We start from the raw sequence: 19,981 nt of genomic DNA, 5'->3' as shown, positions 1-19,981 counted from the left end.
CTTAGGTTCTTATCTCTGATTTTTGTGTTATTTTAGCAAGAAAATCAGAAAGACTATTTGGTTTCGGCTTGTCCGGGTTAGGTTTTAAGCAATAAAAAAATGAAAGGACCTCTATGTGAAAACTGTCGTTGGTGTAGCTGATATGAAAGTTAGCAATAGCAGATCTGAATCAATTATCACTTATTCCCTTGGTTCCTGTATCGGTCTTGTCATATACGATCCTGTTGTTAAAGTTGGAGGTATTTTGCATTATATGCTGCCGGAGTCTTCCATTGATGAAAAAAAGGCTGCTGCCAGGCCTTATATGTTTGCTGATACCGGAATACCCAGGCTGTTTAAGTTTGCTTATAAGCTGGGTGGGGTTAAACAGCGAATGAAAATATATGTTGCAGGAGGAGCGGAAATTCTTGACCAGAAAGGTTTTTTTAACATTGGTAAAAGAAATTATATGGCATTGAAAAAAATGTTTTTTAAAAACAAAGTTATGATCAACAAGCAGGATGTTGGCGGGAATGTAAATCGGACCGTCAGGATTGAAATCGCAACCGGCGACATATATGTAAGAACTTCCGGATCAAAGGAGGTAAGAATATGAATTCAATCCAGGAATTATTAAAAGAAATCAAAAATTTAAAACCGATTCCAGCTGTTGCTAATCAGCTTCTGGCTGTTGTGGATAACCCTGACAGCTCAATGGAAGATATTGCCAATGTAATTCAATATGACCCTATTATAACGGCCAGTGTGTTAAAAACTTGCAATTCAGCGTTTTTCGGTCTTAAAAATCCGGCGGAATCCATCAAAGATGCCGTTAATATGCTGGGTACGGATCAAGTGATTGAACTTGTTTTAATGAAATCCGGGGCAGAAAGTCTTTCCGGGAATCAGGACGGATATGGCTTGGAAAAGGGGGATATCTGGAAGTATTCTGTTTCTTCTGCTGTTCTTGCAAAGCAGATAGCCATTAAATTGTCTTTGGAAAATAAAAGCATGATATTTACGTCGGCCTTGATAAAGGATATCGGCAAAATTATTTTGGAAAAGTATGTAAGCCGTTCTGCAAAAAAAATTCAAAATCTTCTGAAAAACAAAAATTTCAGTTTTAGAGAAGCTGAAAAAAAGATACTGGGTATTGATCATGCCGAGCTGGGTGCCATGATCGCAAAAATGTGGAATTTCAGTCCTAAAATGGTTAAAATCATCCGGCATCATCACCTGGCTGATGAAACCATGATCAAAGACAAGGAAATTGCCGCTGTTTATCTTGCCGACTGCCTGTGTATGATGCTGGGAATAGGTGTGGGATCGGATGGGCTTGCATACCGGTTTAAAAATCAGGCCATGAAGGAACTGGGGATTTCAGCGGATGATATAGCCATGATTATTGCAGAATTTGGCTTTAACATGCAGGAAGTTGAAGAATTGTTACAGATTGTTTAACACTGGATAATAGGAAAAAAACAATGTCATACTCAATACTTATAGTGGATGATTCATTGCCCATGCGTTCTGTGATAAAAAGAACCTTTAAGGCTGCCGGCTATGCAAATTCTGAATTCCATGAAGCCGCCAATGGTAAAGAGGCGCTTGAACTTATGAAAAACGACTGGATTGATATTGTAATAACCGATTACAACATGCCGGTCATGAACGGCATGGAATTTATTAAAACAATTAAACAAGATGACCTTTTAAAGGATATTCCGGTTGTAGTTATTTCCACTGAGGGCAATGAAACCAAAATTAAAGAGTTTATGGACTGCGGTGCAGCCGGATATATCACCAAGCCCTTTACACCTGAAACAATAAGGGATTTACTAACTGATATCCTTGGAGAAATTAGCTATGATGAAGATTTTGATGACAGCGATGACGACTTCGATTTCTGAAGTAATGGAGACCATGTTTTATTTGCCTGTTGAATTTCCTGAAGAATCAACATTTATTCAAAGCGGAATGGATAAATATAAACCTAATCTGGCCTGCCGTCTGGATTTTTCCGGTGATTTTTCCGGACATTTTATCCTTGTGATTCCCAAAAATCTTCTGGTTGACATGACTGAAAATTTTATGGGGGAATCCAGGGAAAGCCTTGAGAAAGAACATCTTTTGGGTACATTGACGGAAACTTTGAACATGATCTGCGGCAATACATTGAGTAGAGTAGATTCAAAAGTTCCTTTTGAATTGAATATACCAAAAGTGATTGATGAATCTGAAATCCCGAAATCAGAATTGTTTACTATCGTAGAGACCACTCCATCAATGATGGCAATTCATGTCTCACTGGATTGATTGGCATACCAGGAGAATTATATATGCTCCATGACATAAAAGTACTGATTGTAGATGATTCTGCTGTTGTTAGAAAGGTTTTTTCTGAGCAATTGTCTAAACAAAAAGGGATTACGGTTATAGGAACCGCCCCTGATCCCTATGTTGCACGGGATAAGATAGTGAAATTGAAACCGGATGTGATTACCCTTGATATTGAAATGCCCCGCATGGACGGCATAACTTTTTTAAGGAAATTGATGAAGTATTATCCTATTCCTGTTATCATAGTTAGTTCATTAACGACCAAGGGAAGCAAACTTGCTTTTGAAGCACTTTCCCTGGGTGCTCTTGAGGTTATATCAAAACCTAGTGCCGCTTATTCCGTTGGGGATATGAGCCTGCAGCTTGCCGAAAAAATCAGGGCGATCAGCAGGGTAAGAGTGATGCCATCGGAAGCAAAGAAAATAGAGAATGCGCCTTTGGGTGCCATTGAATCAAAAGCCCTTTCCGTCACGACCAATAAAATTGTTGCAATTGGGGCTTCCACCGGGGGTACGGAAGCCATCAAAAAGGTGTTGACCCGGCTGCCGCAGAATTTTCCTGGGATTGTGGTGGTCCAGCACATGCCTGCCCGTTTTACAACATCATTTGCCGAGAGGCTGGATGAGTTGTGCCAGATGAATGTTGTTGAAGCAAAAAATGGTGATACCGTTATAAACGGAAGGGTTCTGATTGCACCGGGCAATTATCATATGATATTCAAACGAAGTGGTGCCAGGTATTATGTGGAAATTAAAAAAGGCCCTCTTGTCCATTATCAGCGGCCTGCGGTGGATGTCTTGTTTAAGTCCGTTGCCAGGTATGCCGGGGCCAATGCGCTGGGCATCATACTGACCGGTATGGGTAAGGATGGCGCTGCCGGAATGCTGGAAATGAAAAAAGCAGGAGCAATTAATATTGCCCAGGATGAAAAATCGAGTGTGGTGTTTGGGATGCCCAAAGAGGCAATAAAAATTGGTGCTGTTGATCATGTTCATGATATTAATACTATTGCAGGCAAAGCAATTTCCCTTTTAGAACGATTATAGGTTTTAAGAAAATTTATAATCGTTCGATCTGTTCGTGCTGCACTCCTCCAATCAGAATGCACCCCGTATTTTGGTTTTCAATACGGGGTGTTTTTTTTTGATCGAGTCCGGCAAGAGATACCGCCATGTCTGTCTGATCAGTGCTTTTGAATCAGGCAAACTTGTATCGAGGGGCTATAGGCATTGATCCTTGGTAGGTTTAGCGGTTTTTTTTAGTCCTGATGCATTAATTTTTATGCCGGTTGTTGTAATATCAATGGGTTATGGTTTGATTTGGCCAAAAATAGCGCGAAAAGTTATTTTTCAATTCATTATGATTGCAGCGTTTGTTTGTTCATGCGTCAGGCTAGAGCTTTTTTTATTTCATTGCAATTTCCATACATCCATGTATACTGTATCTTTATATTTAGGTAGAATCAAATTTTCCTTCAAAGTTTTTCTCGTTAACCTCGTTGTTTTATAAAACATCGTTTGTTGCCGCCGAAGTTTCTGCTGATTCAATAAACAGGAGAAACGATGATGATATTTTATAGTATAAACCATTATCATGTCTTTACAGCTATTAACTCGGGCGATGATCTGCCGATTGCCTTTGGTGGCCTCAGTATAATCAATTCAATCATTTCCCATAAAATTAAATAAAATAATAAACGGATTCTAATGAATCCTCAGATCTTTTAACCAGGAAAATGACCTGGTAGATCATTACGGAATACATAGGAGTATTAATGAGTTTTAAAAGTTTTAAGTTTGACCCTAAAATAGAAGCGGGTATCGAAGCCTGCGGCTATACACTTCCCACCCCGATCCAGAAAGAGGCTATTCCTCCAATACTTGACGGCAGAGATATCCTTGGTCTGGCCCAGACCGGGACTGGAAAGACTGCAGCTTTTGTTCTGCCTCTTCTTCAGCGACTGCTGGATGGTCCTCGAAAAAAAGTGCGGGCGTTGATCGTAGCACCCACAAGGGAGTTAGCAGAACAGATTCATGCAGATATCAGCAAAATGGCACAAAAAACCGGTTTGCGGAGTATTTCCATTTATGGTGGTGTGGGTAAGCATCCCCAGGTCAAAGCAATCCGAAGTGGCGTGGAAATTATTGTTGCCTGCCCGGGTCGATTGCTGGACCTCCTTAATGATCGGGCTTTTTCTTTGAAGGCTGTTGAAGCGCTGGTTCTTGATGAGGCAGACCATATGTTTGACAAAGGATTTTTACCTGATATCCGCAGAATTATCAAACAGCTGCCCACGAAACGTCAATCTCTGGTTTTTTCTGCCACCATGCCTAAGGAAATCCGTCACTTGGCGGAAAATATATTGATAAATCCGGCAACTGTACAAATCAATCATACCCAGCCGGTTCTCGCAATTTCCCATGTCCTGTTTCAGGTTTCAAAAGAACAGAAGACCTCTTTGCTTAAAACAATTATTCAAAAAGAGGAAATGAAGAGTACGCTGGTTTTTACCCGAACCAAACACAAGGCAAAAAGCCTGGCTCTGATACTACAAAAAGCGGGCTATAAGGCAGCTTCAATCCAAGGCAATCTTTCCCAGGTCAAACGGCAGGAAGCACTGAACGGTTTTAAAAATGGTACATTCAAGATCCTGGTGGCCACCGATATTGCTGCCCGGGGGATTGATGTGAAGGGGATTTCCCATGTCATCAACTATGATGTCCCGGATACAGCCGAAACATATACCCACCGAACAGGGCGTACCGGACGGGCAGAACGAACCGGTCAGGCATTTATTTTTGCCGGTCAGGAAGATAGCAAAATAATTTCACTCATAGAGCGAAATTTGGGAAAAAAAATGCGTTGCCAGGAAACTCCTGGTTTTGCCTGGGATACCAAAGAGATTGTGGCTAAAAAGAGGAAACGCATTTCACGACCAATGCCGAGAGGAAAAAAATCGGCTTCAGGCGGGCGAGGCAGAAACCAACACGGCGGTGTTTTTTCTTTGGCGATCAGCAAAAGCAGAACATCTCATCCATAACAGATTTGTCTGGATATCCAGACTGCCAGTCGACGTATCAAGAGATGCTTTGGCAATAGAATAAAGTGGTTCCCCTAAGAGTCCTTTTTTTATAGCAGTCTTTTTTAGGCAAAACATAAAGTATTAATAAGGATTTGCTCATGTTTAAACCAAACTATTCATTTGAAAAGCGCCAAAAAGAATTGGCAAAGAAAAAGAAAAAAGAAGAAAAAAAGCAACGCAAGTTGGAGAAACAAAAAACTACTGTCGAGAAGAATGAGGACACCTCTCCTTTTGAAGAGTAAATTATTTTCTGAAAAAAGCGTGATGCTAAAAATCACAGATTGTATCAATACATAATAAGTTTTAAGCATTGTCATTGTAACATTTAATGAGGATATGTTTTTTTATCGAAGATAATGACTGTAACCTGATCATGATCATTTTTTTAATGAACTCAAAAATATAACAAGCACGGGAAGATGTTCATTGGGCTGATTTCCATATAATTAAGGAGGCATATATGTCAAAGGGACAAGATTCCAAAAAAGCCGTTAAAAAGAAACCGGAAAAAACTATGAAAGAAAAGAAAAAGGATAAGCAAGAGAAAAAGAAGGGAAAAACAGGACTTTCCTCATAGCCACAATCTGACCTATCGCGCGTTTTTTCTGCCTTATTAACGGGTAGGCAAAGCGCGTTTTTTTTATGGTGATCCGGTCCGTATCCCCGTAAAAAAAGAAAACAGCTCCGGCAAAAGCCTGGATAAACGTAAGAAAAAGATAGTCTCCATTCGATATTTGGAAATGAAATGGGAATTGTTCACGGTGGAGAACTATGCCTGATGAAGGAATCAAAAGATATTGCCAGTCAGTATAATATCATGATTATTGGTGTCGCAATTGATCTGGAAGGTGAAAACCAACAGTCGTTGACAACCTGTGACGGATTGATTAAATATATGGATGGGCTTCGCCTGGCAAGACAGGATCATATTCAAAAACCGAGCAATTTGCAGATTGTGTAAAGTGAATGGCTGATTGAAATGTACAATTGTTCATTTCATGACTGTATACTGTAGATAGTCTTGGCGAATTGTGCATTCCGTAACAGCCTGGGTATTTTAATCATTATTAATATAGCATGATAACATATGGAGGGAGAATATGAATTTAGAAAAATATAAACAGGTTATTTCAGATGCCATTAAAGGTGAAATTGAGGCGAAAAATTTTTATGAAAAGGTTGCTAAGAGGATCAAGGATGCATATCTCAAAGAATTGTTTGAGCAATTTTCCAGGGAAGAAGGAAAGCATGAAAAAATTTTGATCCGTGTATTAACCGAAGAAAAAATGGACACCTCTTTTTTCGATTATGAAAAGGATTTTAAGGTATCTGAAACCATTGCAATGCCTGTTGTTAATGAGGAGATGGATCTTAAGAGTGCGGTTGGTATTGCCATGAAAAATGAAGAAATCGCCATGAAAAAATATATGACCCTTGCTGAAAATTGCGATGACGAACAATTAAAAAAGATTTTTCTGGATCTTGCTGCCATGGAACGGAACCATAAGTTCAAAATGGAACAAAAATTTGTAGATGTCGCCTATCCCGAGGTTTGGTAAGCCAAGTAATTTGCTTGGGGCTTTCCCTGCAGTCTGCTGCTGGGAAAGCCGTAATTTTCAGGATAACACAGTTTTTCAAAGATAGATCTCAAGTCTTACAGAATTTCTTTGGGATCGCACAATTTGTCGGCTTCGACTGATAAACGTCCGCATCCGTTGCAGGTATATCTGATTTTTCCCAGCCTGGGTTTGCAGATATGTCTGGCATCAAGGGAAGACGCTCCGCAGTCTTCACAGGTATATGCTTTTTTGAGTTCAACAGGATCGCATAAATGTCCCTGGTTTTTTGCCACTTTGCCACAGGTTTTGCAGGTATGAAGATTTGTCATGGGTCACCTCTCTTATTTGTTAATGGATTTAAAGATAGTTGAGGTTAAACTGTTTATAGTATTGTAACGAAATATTTGAATGTCAACCCTGGAATAATTCAAACAGAACTATCCAAGCATAGTTTGTCTTGGAATCACGACCAATTTTTTAAAAAAAATAACTCTGCCTGTTGTTATGGAAATCAATGATTATATTGTGAGACATACCTAAAATAATTTTGATCGGCCAGAACATAGCCTGACTGATTTTAATATAAAAGGGGATGTCATGACACTTGAAAGAAAATCCAATACCCTTGAAAACTTGACCTTTGATAATCGTTTTGTCAGAAACCTGCCATGTGATCCAAATACCGCCAATACAAGACGACAGGTGACTGGTGCCTGCTATTCCCGGGTGAAACCCACGCCTGTAGCGGCCCCCAGGCTTGTAGCGTTTTCTCCTGAAGCCGCCCTGCTGATGGATTTGAAGGATGAGGCCTGCCAGTCAGAGCTTTTTACCCGGGTCTTTACCGGAAATCATCTCTTGCCGGGTATGGATCCCTTTGCCATGTGTTACGGGGGGCATCAGTTTGGCAACTGGGCCGGGCAACTGGGAGATGGACGGGCAATTAATCTGGGAGAAATCCTTAACCAGCGGGATGAACGCTGGATGCTGCAGCTAAAAGGTGCCGGTCCCACACCTTACTCCAGAACTGCCGATGGACTGGCCGTGCTGCGGTCTTCCATCCGGGAATTTTTGTGCAGTGAGGCTATGTTTCATCTGGGTATTCCCACTACCCGGGCCTTGAGCCTGACCTTGACAGGTGAAGATGTGGAGCGGGATATGTTTTATGACGGCCATCCCAAGCTTGAGCCAGGGGCGGTTGTCTGCCGCATGGCACCGTCTTTTACCAGGTTCGGCAACTTTCAGATTCTGGCGGCCCGGGGGGAAAACAGTCTTCTTAAGCGTATTGTGGATTATACCATTGAAACTGATTTTCCCCATCTGACTTCACCGTCACAGGCTGTCTATGTACGTTGGTTCAGGGAGGTTTGTATGAGAACCATGGACATGATCATTCACTGGATGCGTGTTGGTTTTGTCCATGGGGTAATGAATACGGATAACATGTCCATTTTGGGCTTGACCATTGATTATGGTCCCTATGGCTGGCTGGAAGACTATAATCCCGGCTGGACTCCCAATACAACGGATTTGGCTGGCCGTCGCTACTGCTTTGGAAATCAGCCCCAAATGGCTTTTTGGAATCTGGCCCAGCTGGGCAATGCTATTTTTCCCGTGGTCAAGCACCCGGAACCTCTCCAAGAGGCTCTGGATGATGCTCAAGAATACTTCCGGCAGAGCCAACTCACTATGATGACACAAAAGCTGGGATTTCAAAACTTTGAACCCAATACGGACATTGCCATTATCAAAGGACTGCTTGATATTTTTCAATTGACGGAAACCGATTACACGATTTTTTTCAGGGGGCTGTCACACCTGGGTACTGAAGATGGCTTAGCAAAAACTTTAATCCCATCTTTTCTGGAGAATGCCTTTTATGATCCGGATCAGATTACTCTGGACTATATTGCTCGCTTGAATGCCTGGCTTGAGGTCTACCAAAAACGACTGGGTCTGAATCGGATTTCCCAATGGGATAAAAAACAGCAAATGGACCAGGTAAATCCCAAATATGTTTTGAGAAATTACCTTGCCCAGACCGCTATTGACAAGGCAGAGGATGGCGATTTTTCCATGGTGCGGGAACTGCTGGATGTGATGCGAAAGCCCTATGATGAGCAGCCGGGAAGGGAAATGTTTGCAGCAAAAAGGCCTGAATGGGCCAGGAACAGACCCGGTTGTTCAATGCTGTCTTGCAGTTCCTGATAACGAGTTGTGATTGTTGGTTTTCGGATAGGACTACCGATTTGATTGTCTGAATAAATTTGAATTTATTATGGATTGAAAAAAAGGTCTGCTTGTCGTGTAAAGCAGACCTTTTATGATGTTTGTGATTTTCAGGTTATCTGTTTAAAGCTTTAATTCTTGCACTTCCGTGATAAGATCATAAGCTGCTCCTGAGCCTTCCACCACCTTTCTGGCTGCTTCCGCATCCGGGGCATCGATAATGCCGAACCCTATTCCATCAGAATTTACAAAGATGCCTTCCAATTTGACATCGGGATTTTCCGCAAGATTTTTTTCCATACTTGCCTTAAAGCCTGCCGCTTGTTCAGGGGTCAGTTCCGGGATTCTTGCTTTTTCTGTGTAATGAAACACTGCAACTTTTGCCATTCGTGTCCTCCTTAAAGTCTTTGTTTAAAAAAATAGAGATTCAGCTTATCTTTCGCAGGTGGCGAAAGTTTTCAATATTTTTTATAAGTTAATAAAAACAAATGGTCAAGAACTTTTCCGGCAATGATGCATAAAATGTTTTTCAGGTGTTGCCATTTAAAAAAGTGTCATTTTGGAGGGTTATTTCTTTTGAAGTTTTCAGAATGTTTTTTCATTTTTTGTAAAGATTTTTTAAATTCTTCACACGGGTCTGTATAGGAGACCCTCTGGGTAAACCAGAGATAGTCTGCCGGCGGGACTTTTTCAAAGCCTTCCAGATCAAGGGGCTGAATATATTCAGATAGCCTTGACGGTGTTAGATCGATTTCCTTTAAGTCAATGTTGATTTGCTGTATTGTTTTATCAATGGCCGTAACCCTGTTGATAACCCCCAGGCCATAGGCAGTATGTCCGCCGCCGATAATAATAATTACGGGTCCTTTGAGATGTTTATGAAGTTGGTTGATGGATAATGCCATTTTATCGTTTCTTGCTACCCATGTATCATATAATCTTGATTGCATTTTTCCATGGCTCATGCCGCAGTGAACTTCTTTGAAAATAGAGTACATGTAATCTTTGTATGCCTTATCCGTTAATTGTGTTGAAAAAATCAGGTCTTTTTCAATGGGAGTAATGCCGTTGATGCCTTTTCGGGTAATTCTTTTTTTTAAGGTGTTTGGCAGATCAATTCCAGCAACTTGAAGGTGTTCTTTTTTTGCGATTTTTAAAAGATCATAATAAAATTTCCACATTTGATCTGAATGGGTATCCCAGCCAAGTTTTTTTCTCAGGTTTTTTTCAATGATTGTTTCTGTTTTTTTAGAATGGGGTACTTTTCCAGAATCAACAAAATTGAGCAGATCAGGTGTGTTATCCATGGAGAAAAATTCAAATCCAAGTGTGGGTTTTAATCCATTTTTAATCAAAGAATTGATCACTTTATGCTGAATATTATGATGCTCAGGATTGTCATGTTTTTCAGACAGGTAGATCACATCATGGGTGCTGATATCTTTAATAAGGGATTCAAAATTTATTTGTACACCTGTCTGGGCGTTGATTATCTTTCCGATCAGAGGATCTTTTCTCAGGACTGGGTTGTTTACTGTGGCGCAGGATTGAAGGATGGGCAGGATAAGAAAAATCAGGAAAAAAATAAACAGTCGGTCCATTGTGGGTCTCCCTTATCGTAATGTTATTGATTGAATCGGACATCCATGATTATTGTATGGTATCAAACCTTATGGCTTTTTAAAATAGAGAACCAGACTTTTTCCAAGGACGGGATTGAGTAATTTATCAACAAATGCCGTGAATTTAGGTTTGTTCATCAAATCCCAGACAAGCAGCTCATGATAAAGGGTGACAAATTTTGAATCTGTTCTGTTGGGTCCGATCAAACATTTGAGCCACCAGAACGGGGCATGGATGCTGTGGGCATAATGGGAGGAAATGTGCCGGACCCCAAAGGCTTCCATCGCCTTGATCAACGAATGTTTTTGATAAATTCTTACATGACCCATGTCGGCGTTTACATACTCATCCGATAAAAACCAGCAAAGTTTTTCCGGAAAAAATCTTGGAACACTGACAGCCAGAATTTTGCCGGGTTTTAAAATTCTGACAAGTTCGGACATGGCATTTTGATCATCCGGGATATGCTCCAGAACTTCCGAACAGATGACAGTGTCAAAGCAGTTGTTTTTAAACGGCAGGCAGGTCACATCCATGCAGGACAGATCAACGCTTTTACAGCAAAGATCATCCAAGGCCCGATGAAAGGCGATTTTTTTTTTAGTCTCAACAAGAGTTTTAACTCCGACATCAGCACCAACACAGAGGGTCCCTTGTTGCCGGCAGGCCTCTATGGTGTGGCGGCCTTCACCGCATCCAATATCCAGTATCCGGTCATTGGGATGAATATCAAGTTTGTTAAAATCAATGGTAATCATTTATAATTTCTTTGTAGGTGTCAACGGTTCTGGCAGCGGTTTTTTTCCAGTTAAATTCTTTTAAAACCCTTTGATACCCTTTTTCGGCAAGTGTTTCGCGCTGGGACGGATCATCCAGCAGTTCTAAAATAGCTGTTTCCAATGATTTTGCATCCCCAGGAGGAACCATTTTTGCCGCATCTCCGGCAACTTCGGGCAATGCGCCTCCTGTGGTGCAGATTACCGGAATCCTGCAGGCCATGGCTTCTCCCACCGGCAGTCCAAATCCTTCATATAAAGATGGTACGACGGCAATAGAGGATTTGGCATACTCTTTGACAAATTGATCATTGTCAATGCGGCCGGTGAATTTTATATGCTGGTCCAGCCCAAGTTTTTTAACCAGGTTTTCAATGCTTCCCCCTTTTTTGGGGGTGCCAATGATTACCAGCTTAACCTGTCTGGTTTTTAAAACACCTTTTATGGCAAAGAGCAGATGAAAAAGTCCTTTTAATGGGGTGTCCGCGCTATTGGTAACAATAATCCTATTGGACTGTTTTTTAATGTTTTCCAAAGGATAAAAATTGTCTGTATCAATGCCGATGGGGATGGTTTTGAATTTTGATTCGGAAATATTGAATTCTTTTGCTATATCCTTTTTAGAGCTGTCTGAAACCGTTATGATGTGGGACAGTTTTTTTGCCACCCGTTTTTGCATACTGATAAATGAGTACCAGCGAAGGGCTTTGAGTTTTTTTAGAAAAGATGTTGTACTTTGAACCGCAAGTCTTCTGTCAACCGTAATGGGGTGATGAATCGTTGCCGTGACAGGCATTGTTTTTGCCAGGGACAAAATTCCATAAGACAGGCATTGGTTGTCATGGATGATATCGTATTGTTTTTTTGTCTCATTAAGGTGTCTTTTAACCCGCATCCCAAAGGTAAGGGGTTCAGGGTATCCCATGGTGGAAACATCAAGCCATTCAATCAGGTTGATGGGATCTTTGAGTTCGTACAGGCTAGGGGTTCGGAAAAGGTCTTCAGGGTTATAAAGATCCAGTGTTTTAAGCATGGTAAGGGTTAACGTGTTACTTGACGTATTATGTGAATTAGTATTCAGCAGAGGATCAGGTGGTCCGGCAATAACCTCAACATCATGGCCGAGATCACAAAGGGCATGGCTCAAGTGACGGATATAAACCCCCTGGCCACCGCAGTGGGGGTTGCTTCGATAGCTGATAAGACCTATTTTAAGGGGTGTGTTCATGAAAGTTGTATGGTGCGCCCGGCTGGAATCGAACCAGCGATCTTCAGCTTCGGAGGCTGACGCCTTATCCCCTGGGCTACGAGCGCAAAAATCATATGATACTTGAATCTTTGCTAATGGTCAAGATCATGATTGAGCTTTTCCTGGTTAAATTTTTCTTTTGCTTCACCAGCCACATAGAGTGATCCGGCTATGCACACAGCGTCGTTTTCATTTGAATTGTTAATGGCATGGGTAACCGCCTCTTTTACATCTTCAATGATTGTGACAGGGCTGTGGGTAAGTCGTTGGACAGCTTGTTTCAAAACGGATGGTTCAAGGCTTCTGTCTATTTTTGCCTTTGTGATGATAAAATTTTGGGCACAGGGTACAAGACTTTCAAGCATTTTTTCATAAGGCTTGTCATCAAGGATGCCAAGTACCAGTGTCAGTTTTCTGCCGTCCAGGTGTGACGATAAATATTTTCCAAGTACTTTTGCGGCGTGAAGGTTGTGGGCCCCGTCAAGAATGACAAGGGGTTTTTTCATGACATGCTCAAGTCGCCCCGGCCATTTGGCAATGGAAAGTCCGTCACAGACAAGAGCTTGGTTTAAATTGTATCGTTTATCACTGGTTTTTAACTTTTCAAAAACCAGCTCACACGCCGCAAGGGCAAGGCTTAAGTTTTCTTTCTGGTGATCCCCTGGCAAAGGCTTTATCAGTTTATTGAAACTGTTCTTCAACCCGGTGTAGGTATAGGTGTTTTTATTTGGATCTTTTCTTGCTGAAAAATCTTTTTTATAAATAAAAAGTTCAGATGATCTTTCGTTTGCAATCTGTTTGAGGACGTCAAGCCCTGAAGGCTGGAAAACCCCGGTGACAACCGGTATGTCCGGTTTGATAATGCCGCCTTTTTCCTTGGCAAGATCTTGAATGGTATTGCCAAGATAATCAGTGTGTTCAATTGACAGGTTGGTAATAACGCTGACCTGTGGGGTGATAACGTTGGTGGCATCAAATCTTCCACCCATGCCGGTTTCAATTACGGCCCAGTCAACATTTTCCTTTGAAAAGTGATAAAAACCCATTGCAGTCGCAATCTCAAAAAAAGTGGCTTTTCTTTCCCCGATATCTGCAGCATTGACGGCTTCATAGGCTTTTACAACCTGGTCATTTGAAATATGTTCCCCGTTTATGGCGATCCTCTCATTAAAATCAACCAGATGCGGTGACGTATAAATTCCTGTTTTAAACCCGGCTTTTTGTAAAATTGATGCAATATATGTGGCGGTGGAGCCTTTGCCATTGGTGCCAGCCACATGAATTATACGATAATTTTTTTGAGGATTGTTCAGCCGTTGTAAAATATTTAATATGGTGTCCAGTTCAAGTTTGATGCCAAAACGGCCAAGCTTGTATATTTTATCGAGGCATGCTTGATAAGCATTATTTTGGGAAGTTTTATTTTTCATTTTTTTAAACAAAAACCCGGTATAAAGTATTAAAGAAAATAATTTATACCGGGTGAATTTTAATTGTTACCTGGGTCTTCTGCGTGAGCGTGAAGCAGCAATTCTCTGTCTTCTCATTGCTTCTCGCATCTTACGCCGTCTGAATTGACATGGTTTCTCAAAATGTTTTTTCACTTTAAGACGTTTGAAGAGGCCATCGTTCTGGATTTTTTTCTTTAATATCCTTAACGCTCTTTCAACATCATTATCAATAACCGTGACTGTAATTTCCTTCAAAAAACATCGCCCCTTTCATAGTGTATTTAAATACCGAGATATTTATAACCCGACTATCTAACAAATACACATATTAAAAGCAAGAAAAAAAGCCTTTCCGCCTAAAGTTGAAGGAGGAAAGGCTCTCTTTTATAAAATTTTATCGGCTGGTTTTAGAGTTTGGAAATCAACTCTTCTGTTACTTCAGGAAGCGCTTTTTCTCCGGCCAGTGTTATGTATTTTACAGCATCGTCTTTTGCCGCCACATCTTTGAAATAGTAAGAAGACGCCAGTGTGCCTGTTTCTGTGTCATAATAGATGGAATGACGTTTATCAATTGCAACTTCATCCTGGTCATCATCACGTTTGGTTAATGCACCGCCGCAAACCCGGCATTTGTCTCCATCCGGTTTGATGGCATCAATGAAAATATTGTTGGGGTGATTGTTATCATTTTCGCAAAGGCGACGACCCATGATTCTGTTTTTTGCAATCTGTTTGTCAAGCAGCATTTCAATTACATAATTGAGTTTGATACCGGCTTCTTCCAGGGATGCATGGAGTTTTTCAGCCTGAACTTTATTTCTTGGGAAACCGTCCAGAAGCCATCCGCCTTTGCAATCATCTTGTTTTATTCTGTCGAGAACCATTGGGATGGTAATTTCATCAGGAACCAGATCTCCTTTGTCGATATATTCTTTTGCTTTTTTACCCAGGTCTGTTCCGCCTTTGATATTTTCACGGAAAATGGCACCGGACTCAATGTGTGCAATATTGTATTTGTCCTTCAGGATAGCGCCCTGGGTTCCTTTACCACTTCCGTTTGGTCCAAAAAATAAAATGTTCATTCAAGACTCCTTAATATTTTATTATGAAAGTCTTTAAAAATTCAAATAAAGACTTTCATGTTTTGTTTTGAGCAAACCAAGTTGAAATAACAAGTCTGCCCATGGTAGTTATTAAAATGTAAGTAAAATCGGCACAACTCCCCTAAATATAAGAGTCGTTTTTATTTGTCAAGGTTAAGAAAAACCTTTCACATATACGGTTAACAAATGATTCCGTAAAGGTCAACTGCCAGGCCCTTCTAGTCTCTATCACTTAATGATTTGTGTTTGATTCTGGATTTCTTTTTTATGTACTTTGAGGGCTGATTGTTGTAATATTTTAAATAATTTAGGCTCTTCTTCATCCGTGCGAAGACTCAATGCTGCCAATATTCTATTTATAGTTGGTTTACAAAATGAATCTTCATTAAAATTTAACACCCGTTGTTACCTTGGTTTTTATTTAATACATTTTTTAAAGAAGGAGGAGATAACATGTTTTGCCATCAATGCCAGGAGACCATGAAAAATACAGGATGCTCCATGAAACAGGGGATGTGCGGGAAAACTGCTGAAGTTGCAAATCTTCAGGACTTGTTTGTCTGGGGGCTAAAAGGTGTTTCCGTATGGGGCGTGAAAGCAAAAGAATTTGGCATCTACGATAATGAGGCCGGTTTTTTTATTGATAAGGGGCTTTTTTCCACCATTACCAATGCCAATTTTGACCGGGAAGATTTTATTGGTTTTATAAAAAAAGGAATTGATATCAGGGACCGCCTGAAAGATGAATTTTTAAAGGCTTATAAGCAAAAAAACGGTACAAATTTTTCTTTGCCTGTTCCCGAGTGTGCCACCTGGGTGCCGGCAGATGACAAGGATCTTCTGGCCAAAGCCGACAGTGGTGCCGGGGGCTGGCTTGAAATAGAAGATGAAGATGAACGTTCGTTAAAAGCCCTTGTTTTGTATGGATTGAAAGGGATTTCCGCCTATGCCGAACATGCGTATCAGATTACAAAGTCCTGCCGGGAAATATTTGAGTTTTTGATGGAAGCTCTTGCAACTTTGGTGGATGAAACTAAATCACAAGATGACCTGTTTGCCCTTGTTCTCAAAACCGGTGAAATGGGTGTAAAAACCATGGCTCTTTTGGATGATGCCAATACCACAGCTTATGGAAATCCTGAGATTACGCAGGTCAACATTGGTGTGGGTAAAAATCCGGGGATACTGGTCACCGGTCATGATCTGGTGGATCTTGAAGACCTGCTTGAACAGACCAAAGACCAGGGGATTGATGTGTATACCCATAGTGAAATGCTGCCGGCTCATTATTATCCGAAATTAAAACAATATTCTCATCTTTTTGGTAATTACGGCAATGCATGGTGGCTCCAGAAAGAAGAAATGGCAAAATTCAATGGGCCGGTGCTGTTTACCTCTAATTGTCTTGTGCCTACAAAGGCGGCTTATAAGGATAAATTGTTTACAACTGGTGCTGTCGGATTTGATGGGACTCCACATATTCCCGACAGAGAAGAAGGGGGAAAAAAAGATTTTTCCGCCATCATCAAGATGGCCAAAACCTGCGATCCTCCCGAGGAGCTTGAAACCGGTCAGATTACGGGCGGTTTCGGCCATAACCAGGTTATGGCCCTTGCGGATAAAATTATTGAAGCGGTTAAATCAGGTGCCATCAAGCGCTTTATTGTCATGGGCGGTTGCGATGGCAGACAAAAAAACCGGGAGTATTACACACAAGTTGCCAAAGCATTGCCAAAAGATGCCGTTATCCTGACTGCAGGTTGTGCAAAATATAAATATATCAAGCTTGATCTGGGGGATATCGGCGGTATTCCACGGGTTTTGGATGCAGGGCAGTGCAATGATTGCTACTCTCTTGCCGTGGTTGCCATGGAGCTTCAGAAGGCTTTTGGCCTTGAGGATATAAATGATCTTCCCATTTCATTTGATATTGCCTGGTATGAACAAAAGGCTGTACTGGTTCTTTTGGCATTGCTGTCGTTAGGTCTTAAGGGTATCCGTCTTGGGCCCACACTTCCGGGTTTTTTGTCTCCGGGAATTGCCAATGCTCTTGTTGAAAAATTTGATATTAAACCCATAACGACCCCGGAGGAAGATGTGGCTGCAATGATGGCAGGAAATTGATACAGGCTTGGTTTTAAAATATTTGATTAGGAATTAAACTATTCAGTTCAAAGGACTTTCATTGTTATAAAAGGCCTTTGAACTTGGTTAAGCTTTTGCCTTGATCAAAAAAAATATTAAAGTCAAAGGTCTATTTTTTATTCAGCAATATCACATCATTTGAGATAAAGTTAAGTTCGGCATTGAAGCGTTGCGCTATGTACTCAAAGGTACTCCTACTATAAAAGCAGATATGTGTCATGTCTCGAATATAATGCCATTGACTGAAAGCGGTTTTATTGATCACAAGCTTGGTCATAATCCCCAGCCATCCGCCTTTTTTTAACATCTTGAACAAGGCGGTAAATTCCGTATATGGATCATGTAGATGTTCCACTACTTCCGTTGCAGTAATGAAATCATACTTTTTATAAAACACCGAAGGATCATTGTGGTAAAATGGATCATAAAGATTCGTCTGAATGCCTTGTTCTTCTAGCATGACCGACAGGGTTGGACCCGGACCGCAACCAAAATCCAATCCTTGTTGTTTTGAATTTATCTTCTCCAATATCGGCGTGCTTAATCGAGACAGAAATTGTCGATAGCCTTGATCATTTGAATCGTTTTTATGCAAATCATAATTTTTTTTTTCATTTTCGGCATTAATCCAATATTGCTTTGGGACAAAGACCAGCTTGCAATAAAAACAGCGCAGGTAGATTCTTTTTTTGTCTTTGAAAAATGAATTCAAATTTTTACTTCTGCATAAGGGACAATGGATCTCATTGGATTTGATTATCATTTTTTTTGTTTATCATAAAAAGATAAGAGGTTAAATAACTTTCACTGGTTATCAAAAAAAGGAGGCTTGATCAGAATGTCGGCCACCCGTCATAATTGTTGGCCCATGGGTTCATGGGGCCAATGAGGTCGGACTTGTGTTATTGTGTTTGTGCCAACTGATTGATCATAAAGGAGGTTTTTAATAAAATCGCCAATAATGCAAGCTTGACCCTTCCATAGAGGGATAGTTCAATCTGGTGACTTGGTAAGTTTTAACGGTTAAAAATCAGGGTAAAGAATTTGAGAATAGCCCTTGAATGTCAGAAGGGATATTGCTATTAATGGGTGCGGAAAAAATCATGAAATTTTTAAAACTCATAATAAAAAAATAAATTTTAGGATAGGGGAGCAAAATGACGGAATTAATTGATGTCAGGGCAAGGGAAATCCTTGATTCCAGAGGGAATCCAACAGTTGAAGTGGATGTTGTTTTAGCCTGCGGTGCAAAGGGCAGGGCCGCGGTTCCATCCGGTGCTTCAACCGGCACAAGGGAAGCTTTGGAACTTCGGGACAACTCGGAAAGCCGGTTTTTGGGCAAGGGTGTTTTAAACGCGGTTGCCAATGTCAATGAAGTTATTGCGCCTGAAATTATTGGGTATGATGCCATGGATCAGGCAGGTCTTGATAGAACCATGATTGATATTGACGGTACTGAAAACAAGTCAAGACTTGGTGCCAATGCCATTTTGGGCGTATCCATGGCAGCGGCAAGGGCTGCAGCTCAAGCCTGTGAGATTCCTTTGTATCAGCATCTGGGCGGTATTAATGCAAGAGTGCTGCCGGTTCCCATGATGAATGTTATCAATGGAGGGGCTCATGCCCCGAATAATTTGGATATACAAGAATTCATGATTCTTCCTTTTGGAGCTGATTCCATTACCGAAGCGGTTCGGATGGGAGCAGAAACTTTTCATCATCTGGCAAAAATTTTAAAGGGTGAAGGCCTTTCCACTGCTGTCGGGGACGAGGGCGGGTTTGCTCCAAACCTTAAATCCAATGAAGTTGCATTGGAATATATCATCAATGCCATTGAGGCTGCCGGGTACAGGCCGGGTAAGGATATTGGTATTGCCCTTGATGCAGCTGCTTCTGAATTCTACCGGGATGGCAAATATATTTTTCAGTCGGAAGGCCGTGAACTTTCAGCTGTGGAGTTGATTGATTATTATGAAAAATTAATTGAAAAATATCCCTTATACTCCATAGAAGACGGGCTTGCAGAAGGGGACTGGGATTCATGGGAACTTATGACCGAACGGCTTGGAAATTCCATACAAATCGTTGGAGATGATGTTTTTGTGACAAATCCGGATATCTTTAAAAAAGGAATTGAAAAGGGAATCGGCAATTCGATCCTTATCAAATTGAACCAGATCGGAACCCTTACGGAAACCCTGGACACCATTCAGATGGCAAAAGAATCCGGTTATACAACGGTTGTTTCCCATAGATCCGGAGAAACCGAAGATTCTTTTATCGCAGATCTTGCAGTGGGTATAAATTCCGGGCAGATAAAAACAGGGTCCATGTCCAGAAGTGACAGGGTGGCCAAATACAACCAACTCATCAGGATTGAAGAACAACTGGGAGATAGTGCATTATTTCCTGAAAATCTTTTTGTCTGATTTTAATATATATATTGTG

Annotated in this window: 21 protein-coding genes and 1 tRNA gene; 12 read left to right on the top strand and 10 right to left on the bottom strand. The window is 40.9% G+C overall.

Annotated elements, in window-relative coordinates; translation table 11 throughout:
• Nucleotides 1–115 precede the first annotated feature (115 nt).
• The 9 genes from BLT94_RS09875 (at nucleotide 116) to BLT94_RS09840 (ending at nucleotide 6,960) form a co-directional block, all read left to right on the top strand.
• Entirely contained in the window at nucleotides 116–595 is a 480-nt protein-coding gene (locus BLT94_RS09875; protein ID WP_092233454.1) for a chemotaxis protein CheD, read from the top strand.
• Nucleotides 592–1,440, top strand: coding sequence for an HDOD domain-containing protein (locus BLT94_RS09870; protein ID WP_092233451.1), 849 nt, complete (start codon nucleotides 592–594; stop codon nucleotides 1,438–1,440). Before BLT94_RS09875 ends, BLT94_RS09870 begins: the two co-directional genes overlap by 4 nt.
• A gap of 23 nt (nucleotides 1,441–1,463) precedes the next feature.
• Nucleotides 1,464–1,889 carry a response regulator gene (locus tag BLT94_RS09865; protein ID WP_092233448.1) on the top strand — a complete coding sequence of 142 codons (426 nt, stop codon included), beginning with the start codon at nucleotides 1,464–1,466 and terminating at the stop codon, nucleotides 1,887–1,889.
• Nucleotides 1,846–2,295, top strand: coding sequence for a chemotaxis protein CheX (locus tag BLT94_RS09860; RefSeq protein WP_245743073.1), 450 nt, complete (start codon nucleotides 1,846–1,848; stop codon nucleotides 2,293–2,295). The genes BLT94_RS09865 and BLT94_RS09860 overlap by 44 nt, the downstream gene beginning before the upstream one ends.
• 23 nt (nucleotides 2,296–2,318) lie before the next feature.
• On the top strand, nucleotides 2,319–3,365 hold the full coding sequence (locus tag BLT94_RS09855) for a protein-glutamate methylesterase/protein-glutamine glutaminase (RefSeq protein ID WP_092233442.1): 1,047 nt from the start codon (nucleotides 2,319–2,321) through the stop codon (nucleotides 3,363–3,365).
• Nucleotides 3,366–4,093: 728 nt separating this feature from the next.
• Nucleotides 4,094–5,359: a DEAD/DEAH box helicase gene (locus BLT94_RS09850; protein ID WP_092233439.1), complete on the top strand. Its 1,266-nt coding sequence runs from the start codon at nucleotides 4,094–4,096 to the stop codon at nucleotides 5,357–5,359.
• Between the two features lie 140 nt (nucleotides 5,360–5,499).
• Complete coding sequence (locus tag BLT94_RS21990; protein WP_175530315.1) at nucleotides 5,500–5,643, top strand: hypothetical protein; 144 nt, start codon at nucleotides 5,500–5,502, stop codon at nucleotides 5,641–5,643.
• A gap of 503 nt (nucleotides 5,644–6,146) precedes the next feature.
• Nucleotides 6,147–6,362 (top strand): hypothetical protein, encoded by a 216-nt coding sequence (locus BLT94_RS09845; RefSeq protein WP_245743072.1) that lies wholly within the window; start codon nucleotides 6,147–6,149, stop codon nucleotides 6,360–6,362.
• Between the two features lie 139 nt (nucleotides 6,363–6,501).
• Nucleotides 6,502–6,960 (top strand): ferritin family protein, encoded by a 459-nt coding sequence (locus BLT94_RS09840; RefSeq protein ID WP_092233436.1) that lies wholly within the window; start codon nucleotides 6,502–6,504, stop codon nucleotides 6,958–6,960.
• Between the two features lie 95 nt (nucleotides 6,961–7,055).
• Here BLT94_RS09840 and BLT94_RS09835 read toward each other — a convergent pair whose 3' ends face one another.
• The gene (locus tag BLT94_RS09835) at nucleotides 7,056–7,289 is read right to left on the bottom strand and encodes a hypothetical protein (RefSeq protein WP_092233433.1); all 234 of its coding nucleotides are present in this window, start codon (nucleotides 7,287–7,289) and stop codon (nucleotides 7,056–7,058) included.
• Nucleotides 7,290–7,557: 268 nt separating this feature from the next.
• Between BLT94_RS09835 and BLT94_RS09830 the strand changes: the two genes are divergently transcribed.
• Nucleotides 7,558–9,165 (top strand): protein adenylyltransferase SelO, encoded by a 1,608-nt coding sequence (locus tag BLT94_RS09830; protein WP_092233430.1) that lies wholly within the window; start codon nucleotides 7,558–7,560, stop codon nucleotides 9,163–9,165.
• A 144-nt stretch (nucleotides 9,166–9,309) separates the two neighbouring features.
• Here the strand turns inward: BLT94_RS09830 and BLT94_RS09825 are convergent, their stop codons facing one another.
• The 8 genes from BLT94_RS09825 to BLT94_RS09790 form a co-directional block, all read right to left on the bottom strand.
• Nucleotides 9,310–9,573: a nickel-binding protein gene (locus tag BLT94_RS09825; RefSeq protein WP_014957306.1), complete on the bottom strand. Its 264-nt coding sequence runs from the start codon at nucleotides 9,571–9,573 to the stop codon at nucleotides 9,310–9,312.
• 167 nt (nucleotides 9,574–9,740) lie between these two features.
• Nucleotides 9,741–10,787, bottom strand: a complete 1,047-nt coding sequence (locus tag BLT94_RS09820; protein ID WP_092233427.1) for a ChaN family lipoprotein — start codon at nucleotides 10,785–10,787, stop codon at nucleotides 9,741–9,743.
• 69 nt (nucleotides 10,788–10,856) lie between these two features.
• The gene (locus BLT94_RS09815) at nucleotides 10,857–11,567 is read right to left on the bottom strand and encodes a class I SAM-dependent methyltransferase (protein ID WP_092233424.1); all 711 of its coding nucleotides are present in this window, start codon (nucleotides 11,565–11,567) and stop codon (nucleotides 10,857–10,859) included.
• Complete coding sequence (locus tag BLT94_RS09810) at nucleotides 11,554–12,813, bottom strand: glycosyltransferase family 4 protein (protein ID WP_092233421.1); 1,260 nt, start codon at nucleotides 12,811–12,813, stop codon at nucleotides 11,554–11,556. Before BLT94_RS09810 ends, BLT94_RS09815 begins: the two co-directional genes overlap by 14 nt.
• A 10-nt stretch (nucleotides 12,814–12,823) precedes the next feature.
• Nucleotides 12,824–12,899: transfer RNA gene (locus tag BLT94_RS09805), tRNA-Arg, on the bottom strand.
• Between the two features lie 27 nt (nucleotides 12,900–12,926).
• Nucleotides 12,927–14,264: a bifunctional folylpolyglutamate synthase/dihydrofolate synthase gene (locus BLT94_RS09800; RefSeq protein WP_175530314.1), complete on the bottom strand. Its 1,338-nt coding sequence runs from the start codon at nucleotides 14,262–14,264 to the stop codon at nucleotides 12,927–12,929.
• Between the two features lie 66 nt (nucleotides 14,265–14,330).
• Nucleotides 14,331–14,540 (bottom strand): 30S ribosomal protein S21, encoded by a 210-nt coding sequence (gene rpsU, locus BLT94_RS09795; RefSeq protein WP_014957311.1) that lies wholly within the window; start codon nucleotides 14,538–14,540, stop codon nucleotides 14,331–14,333.
• A 152-nt stretch (nucleotides 14,541–14,692) separates the two neighbouring features.
• On the bottom strand, nucleotides 14,693–15,367 hold the full coding sequence (locus BLT94_RS09790) for an adenylate kinase (protein WP_014957312.1): 675 nt from the start codon (nucleotides 15,365–15,367) through the stop codon (nucleotides 14,693–14,695).
• 474 nt (nucleotides 15,368–15,841) lie between these two features.
• Between BLT94_RS09790 and hcp the strand changes: the two genes are divergently transcribed.
• A complete protein-coding gene (gene hcp, locus BLT94_RS09785; RefSeq protein WP_092233415.1) occupies nucleotides 15,842–17,512 on the top strand; it encodes a hydroxylamine reductase in 1,671 nt (556 codons plus the stop codon).
• A 130-nt stretch (nucleotides 17,513–17,642) separates the two neighbouring features.
• Here the strand turns inward: hcp and BLT94_RS22520 are convergent, their stop codons facing one another.
• Entirely contained in the window at nucleotides 17,643–18,296 is a 654-nt protein-coding gene (locus BLT94_RS22520) for a class I SAM-dependent methyltransferase (RefSeq protein ID WP_092233412.1), read from the bottom strand.
• Between the two features lie 394 nt (nucleotides 18,297–18,690).
• Here BLT94_RS22520 and eno point away from each other — a divergent pair, with 394 nt between their 5' ends.
• Complete coding sequence (gene eno / locus BLT94_RS09775) at nucleotides 18,691–19,962, top strand: phosphopyruvate hydratase (protein ID WP_092233409.1); 1,272 nt, start codon at nucleotides 18,691–18,693, stop codon at nucleotides 19,960–19,962.
• The last annotated feature ends 19 nt before the right edge of the window (nucleotides 19,963–19,981 follow it).

This window comes from Desulfobacula phenolica (genome assembly GCF_900105645.1).
Taxonomy (GTDB): Bacteria; Desulfobacterota; Desulfobacteria; order Desulfobacterales; family Desulfobacteraceae; genus Desulfobacula; species Desulfobacula toluolica.
The sequence above is the reverse complement of the archived record's forward strand: the minus strand, read 5'-3'. Positions and strand labels throughout refer to the sequence as shown.

Excerpts from the sequence above, each read along its gene's own strand:
- BLT94_RS09870 (WP_092233451.1), top strand. The coding sequence starts at position 592 with ATGAATTCAATCCAGGAATTATTAAAAGAAATCAAAAATTTAAAACCG.
- BLT94_RS09865 (WP_092233448.1), top strand. The coding sequence starts at position 1,464 with ATGTCATACTCAATACTTATAGTGGATGATTCATTGCCCATGCGTTCT.
- BLT94_RS09860 (WP_245743073.1), top strand. The coding sequence starts at position 1,846 with ATGATGAAGATTTTGATGACAGCGATGACGACTTCGATTTCTGAAGTA.
- BLT94_RS09855 (WP_092233442.1), top strand. The coding sequence starts at position 2,319 with ATGCTCCATGACATAAAAGTACTGATTGTAGATGATTCTGCTGTTGTT.
- BLT94_RS09850 (WP_092233439.1), top strand. The coding sequence starts at position 4,094 with ATGAGTTTTAAAAGTTTTAAGTTTGACCCTAAAATAGAAGCGGGTATC.
- BLT94_RS21990 (WP_175530315.1), top strand. The coding sequence starts at position 5,500 with ATGTTTAAACCAAACTATTCATTTGAAAAGCGCCAAAAAGAATTGGCA.
- BLT94_RS09845 (WP_245743072.1), top strand. The coding sequence starts at position 6,147 with ATGGGAATTGTTCACGGTGGAGAACTATGCCTGATGAAGGAATCAAAA.
- BLT94_RS09840 (WP_092233436.1), top strand. The coding sequence starts at position 6,502 with ATGAATTTAGAAAAATATAAACAGGTTATTTCAGATGCCATTAAAGGT.
- BLT94_RS09835 (WP_092233433.1), bottom strand. The coding sequence starts at position 7,289 with ATGACAAATCTTCATACCTGCAAAACCTGTGGCAAAGTGGCAAAAAAC.
- BLT94_RS09830 (WP_092233430.1), top strand. The coding sequence starts at position 7,558 with ATGACACTTGAAAGAAAATCCAATACCCTTGAAAACTTGACCTTTGAT.
- BLT94_RS09825 (WP_014957306.1), bottom strand. The coding sequence starts at position 9,573 with ATGGCAAAAGTTGCAGTGTTTCATTACACAGAAAAAGCAAGAATCCCG.
- BLT94_RS09820 (WP_092233427.1), bottom strand. The coding sequence starts at position 10,787 with ATGGACCGACTGTTTATTTTTTTCCTGATTTTTCTTATCCTGCCCATC.
- BLT94_RS09815 (WP_092233424.1), bottom strand. The coding sequence starts at position 11,567 with ATGATTACCATTGATTTTAACAAACTTGATATTCATCCCAATGACCGG.
- BLT94_RS09810 (WP_092233421.1), bottom strand. The coding sequence starts at position 12,813 with ATGAACACACCCCTTAAAATAGGTCTTATCAGCTATCGAAGCAACCCC.
- BLT94_RS09800 (WP_175530314.1), bottom strand. The coding sequence starts at position 14,264 with ATGAAAAATAAAACTTCCCAAAATAATGCTTATCAAGCATGCCTCGAT.
- BLT94_RS09790 (WP_014957312.1), bottom strand. The coding sequence starts at position 15,367 with ATGAACATTTTATTTTTTGGACCAAACGGAAGTGGTAAAGGAACCCAG.
- hcp (WP_092233415.1), top strand. The coding sequence starts at position 15,842 with ATGTTTTGCCATCAATGCCAGGAGACCATGAAAAATACAGGATGCTCC.
- BLT94_RS22520 (WP_092233412.1), bottom strand. The coding sequence starts at position 18,296 with ATGATAATCAAATCCAATGAGATCCATTGTCCCTTATGCAGAAGTAAA.
- eno (WP_092233409.1), top strand. The coding sequence starts at position 18,691 with ATGACGGAATTAATTGATGTCAGGGCAAGGGAAATCCTTGATTCCAGA.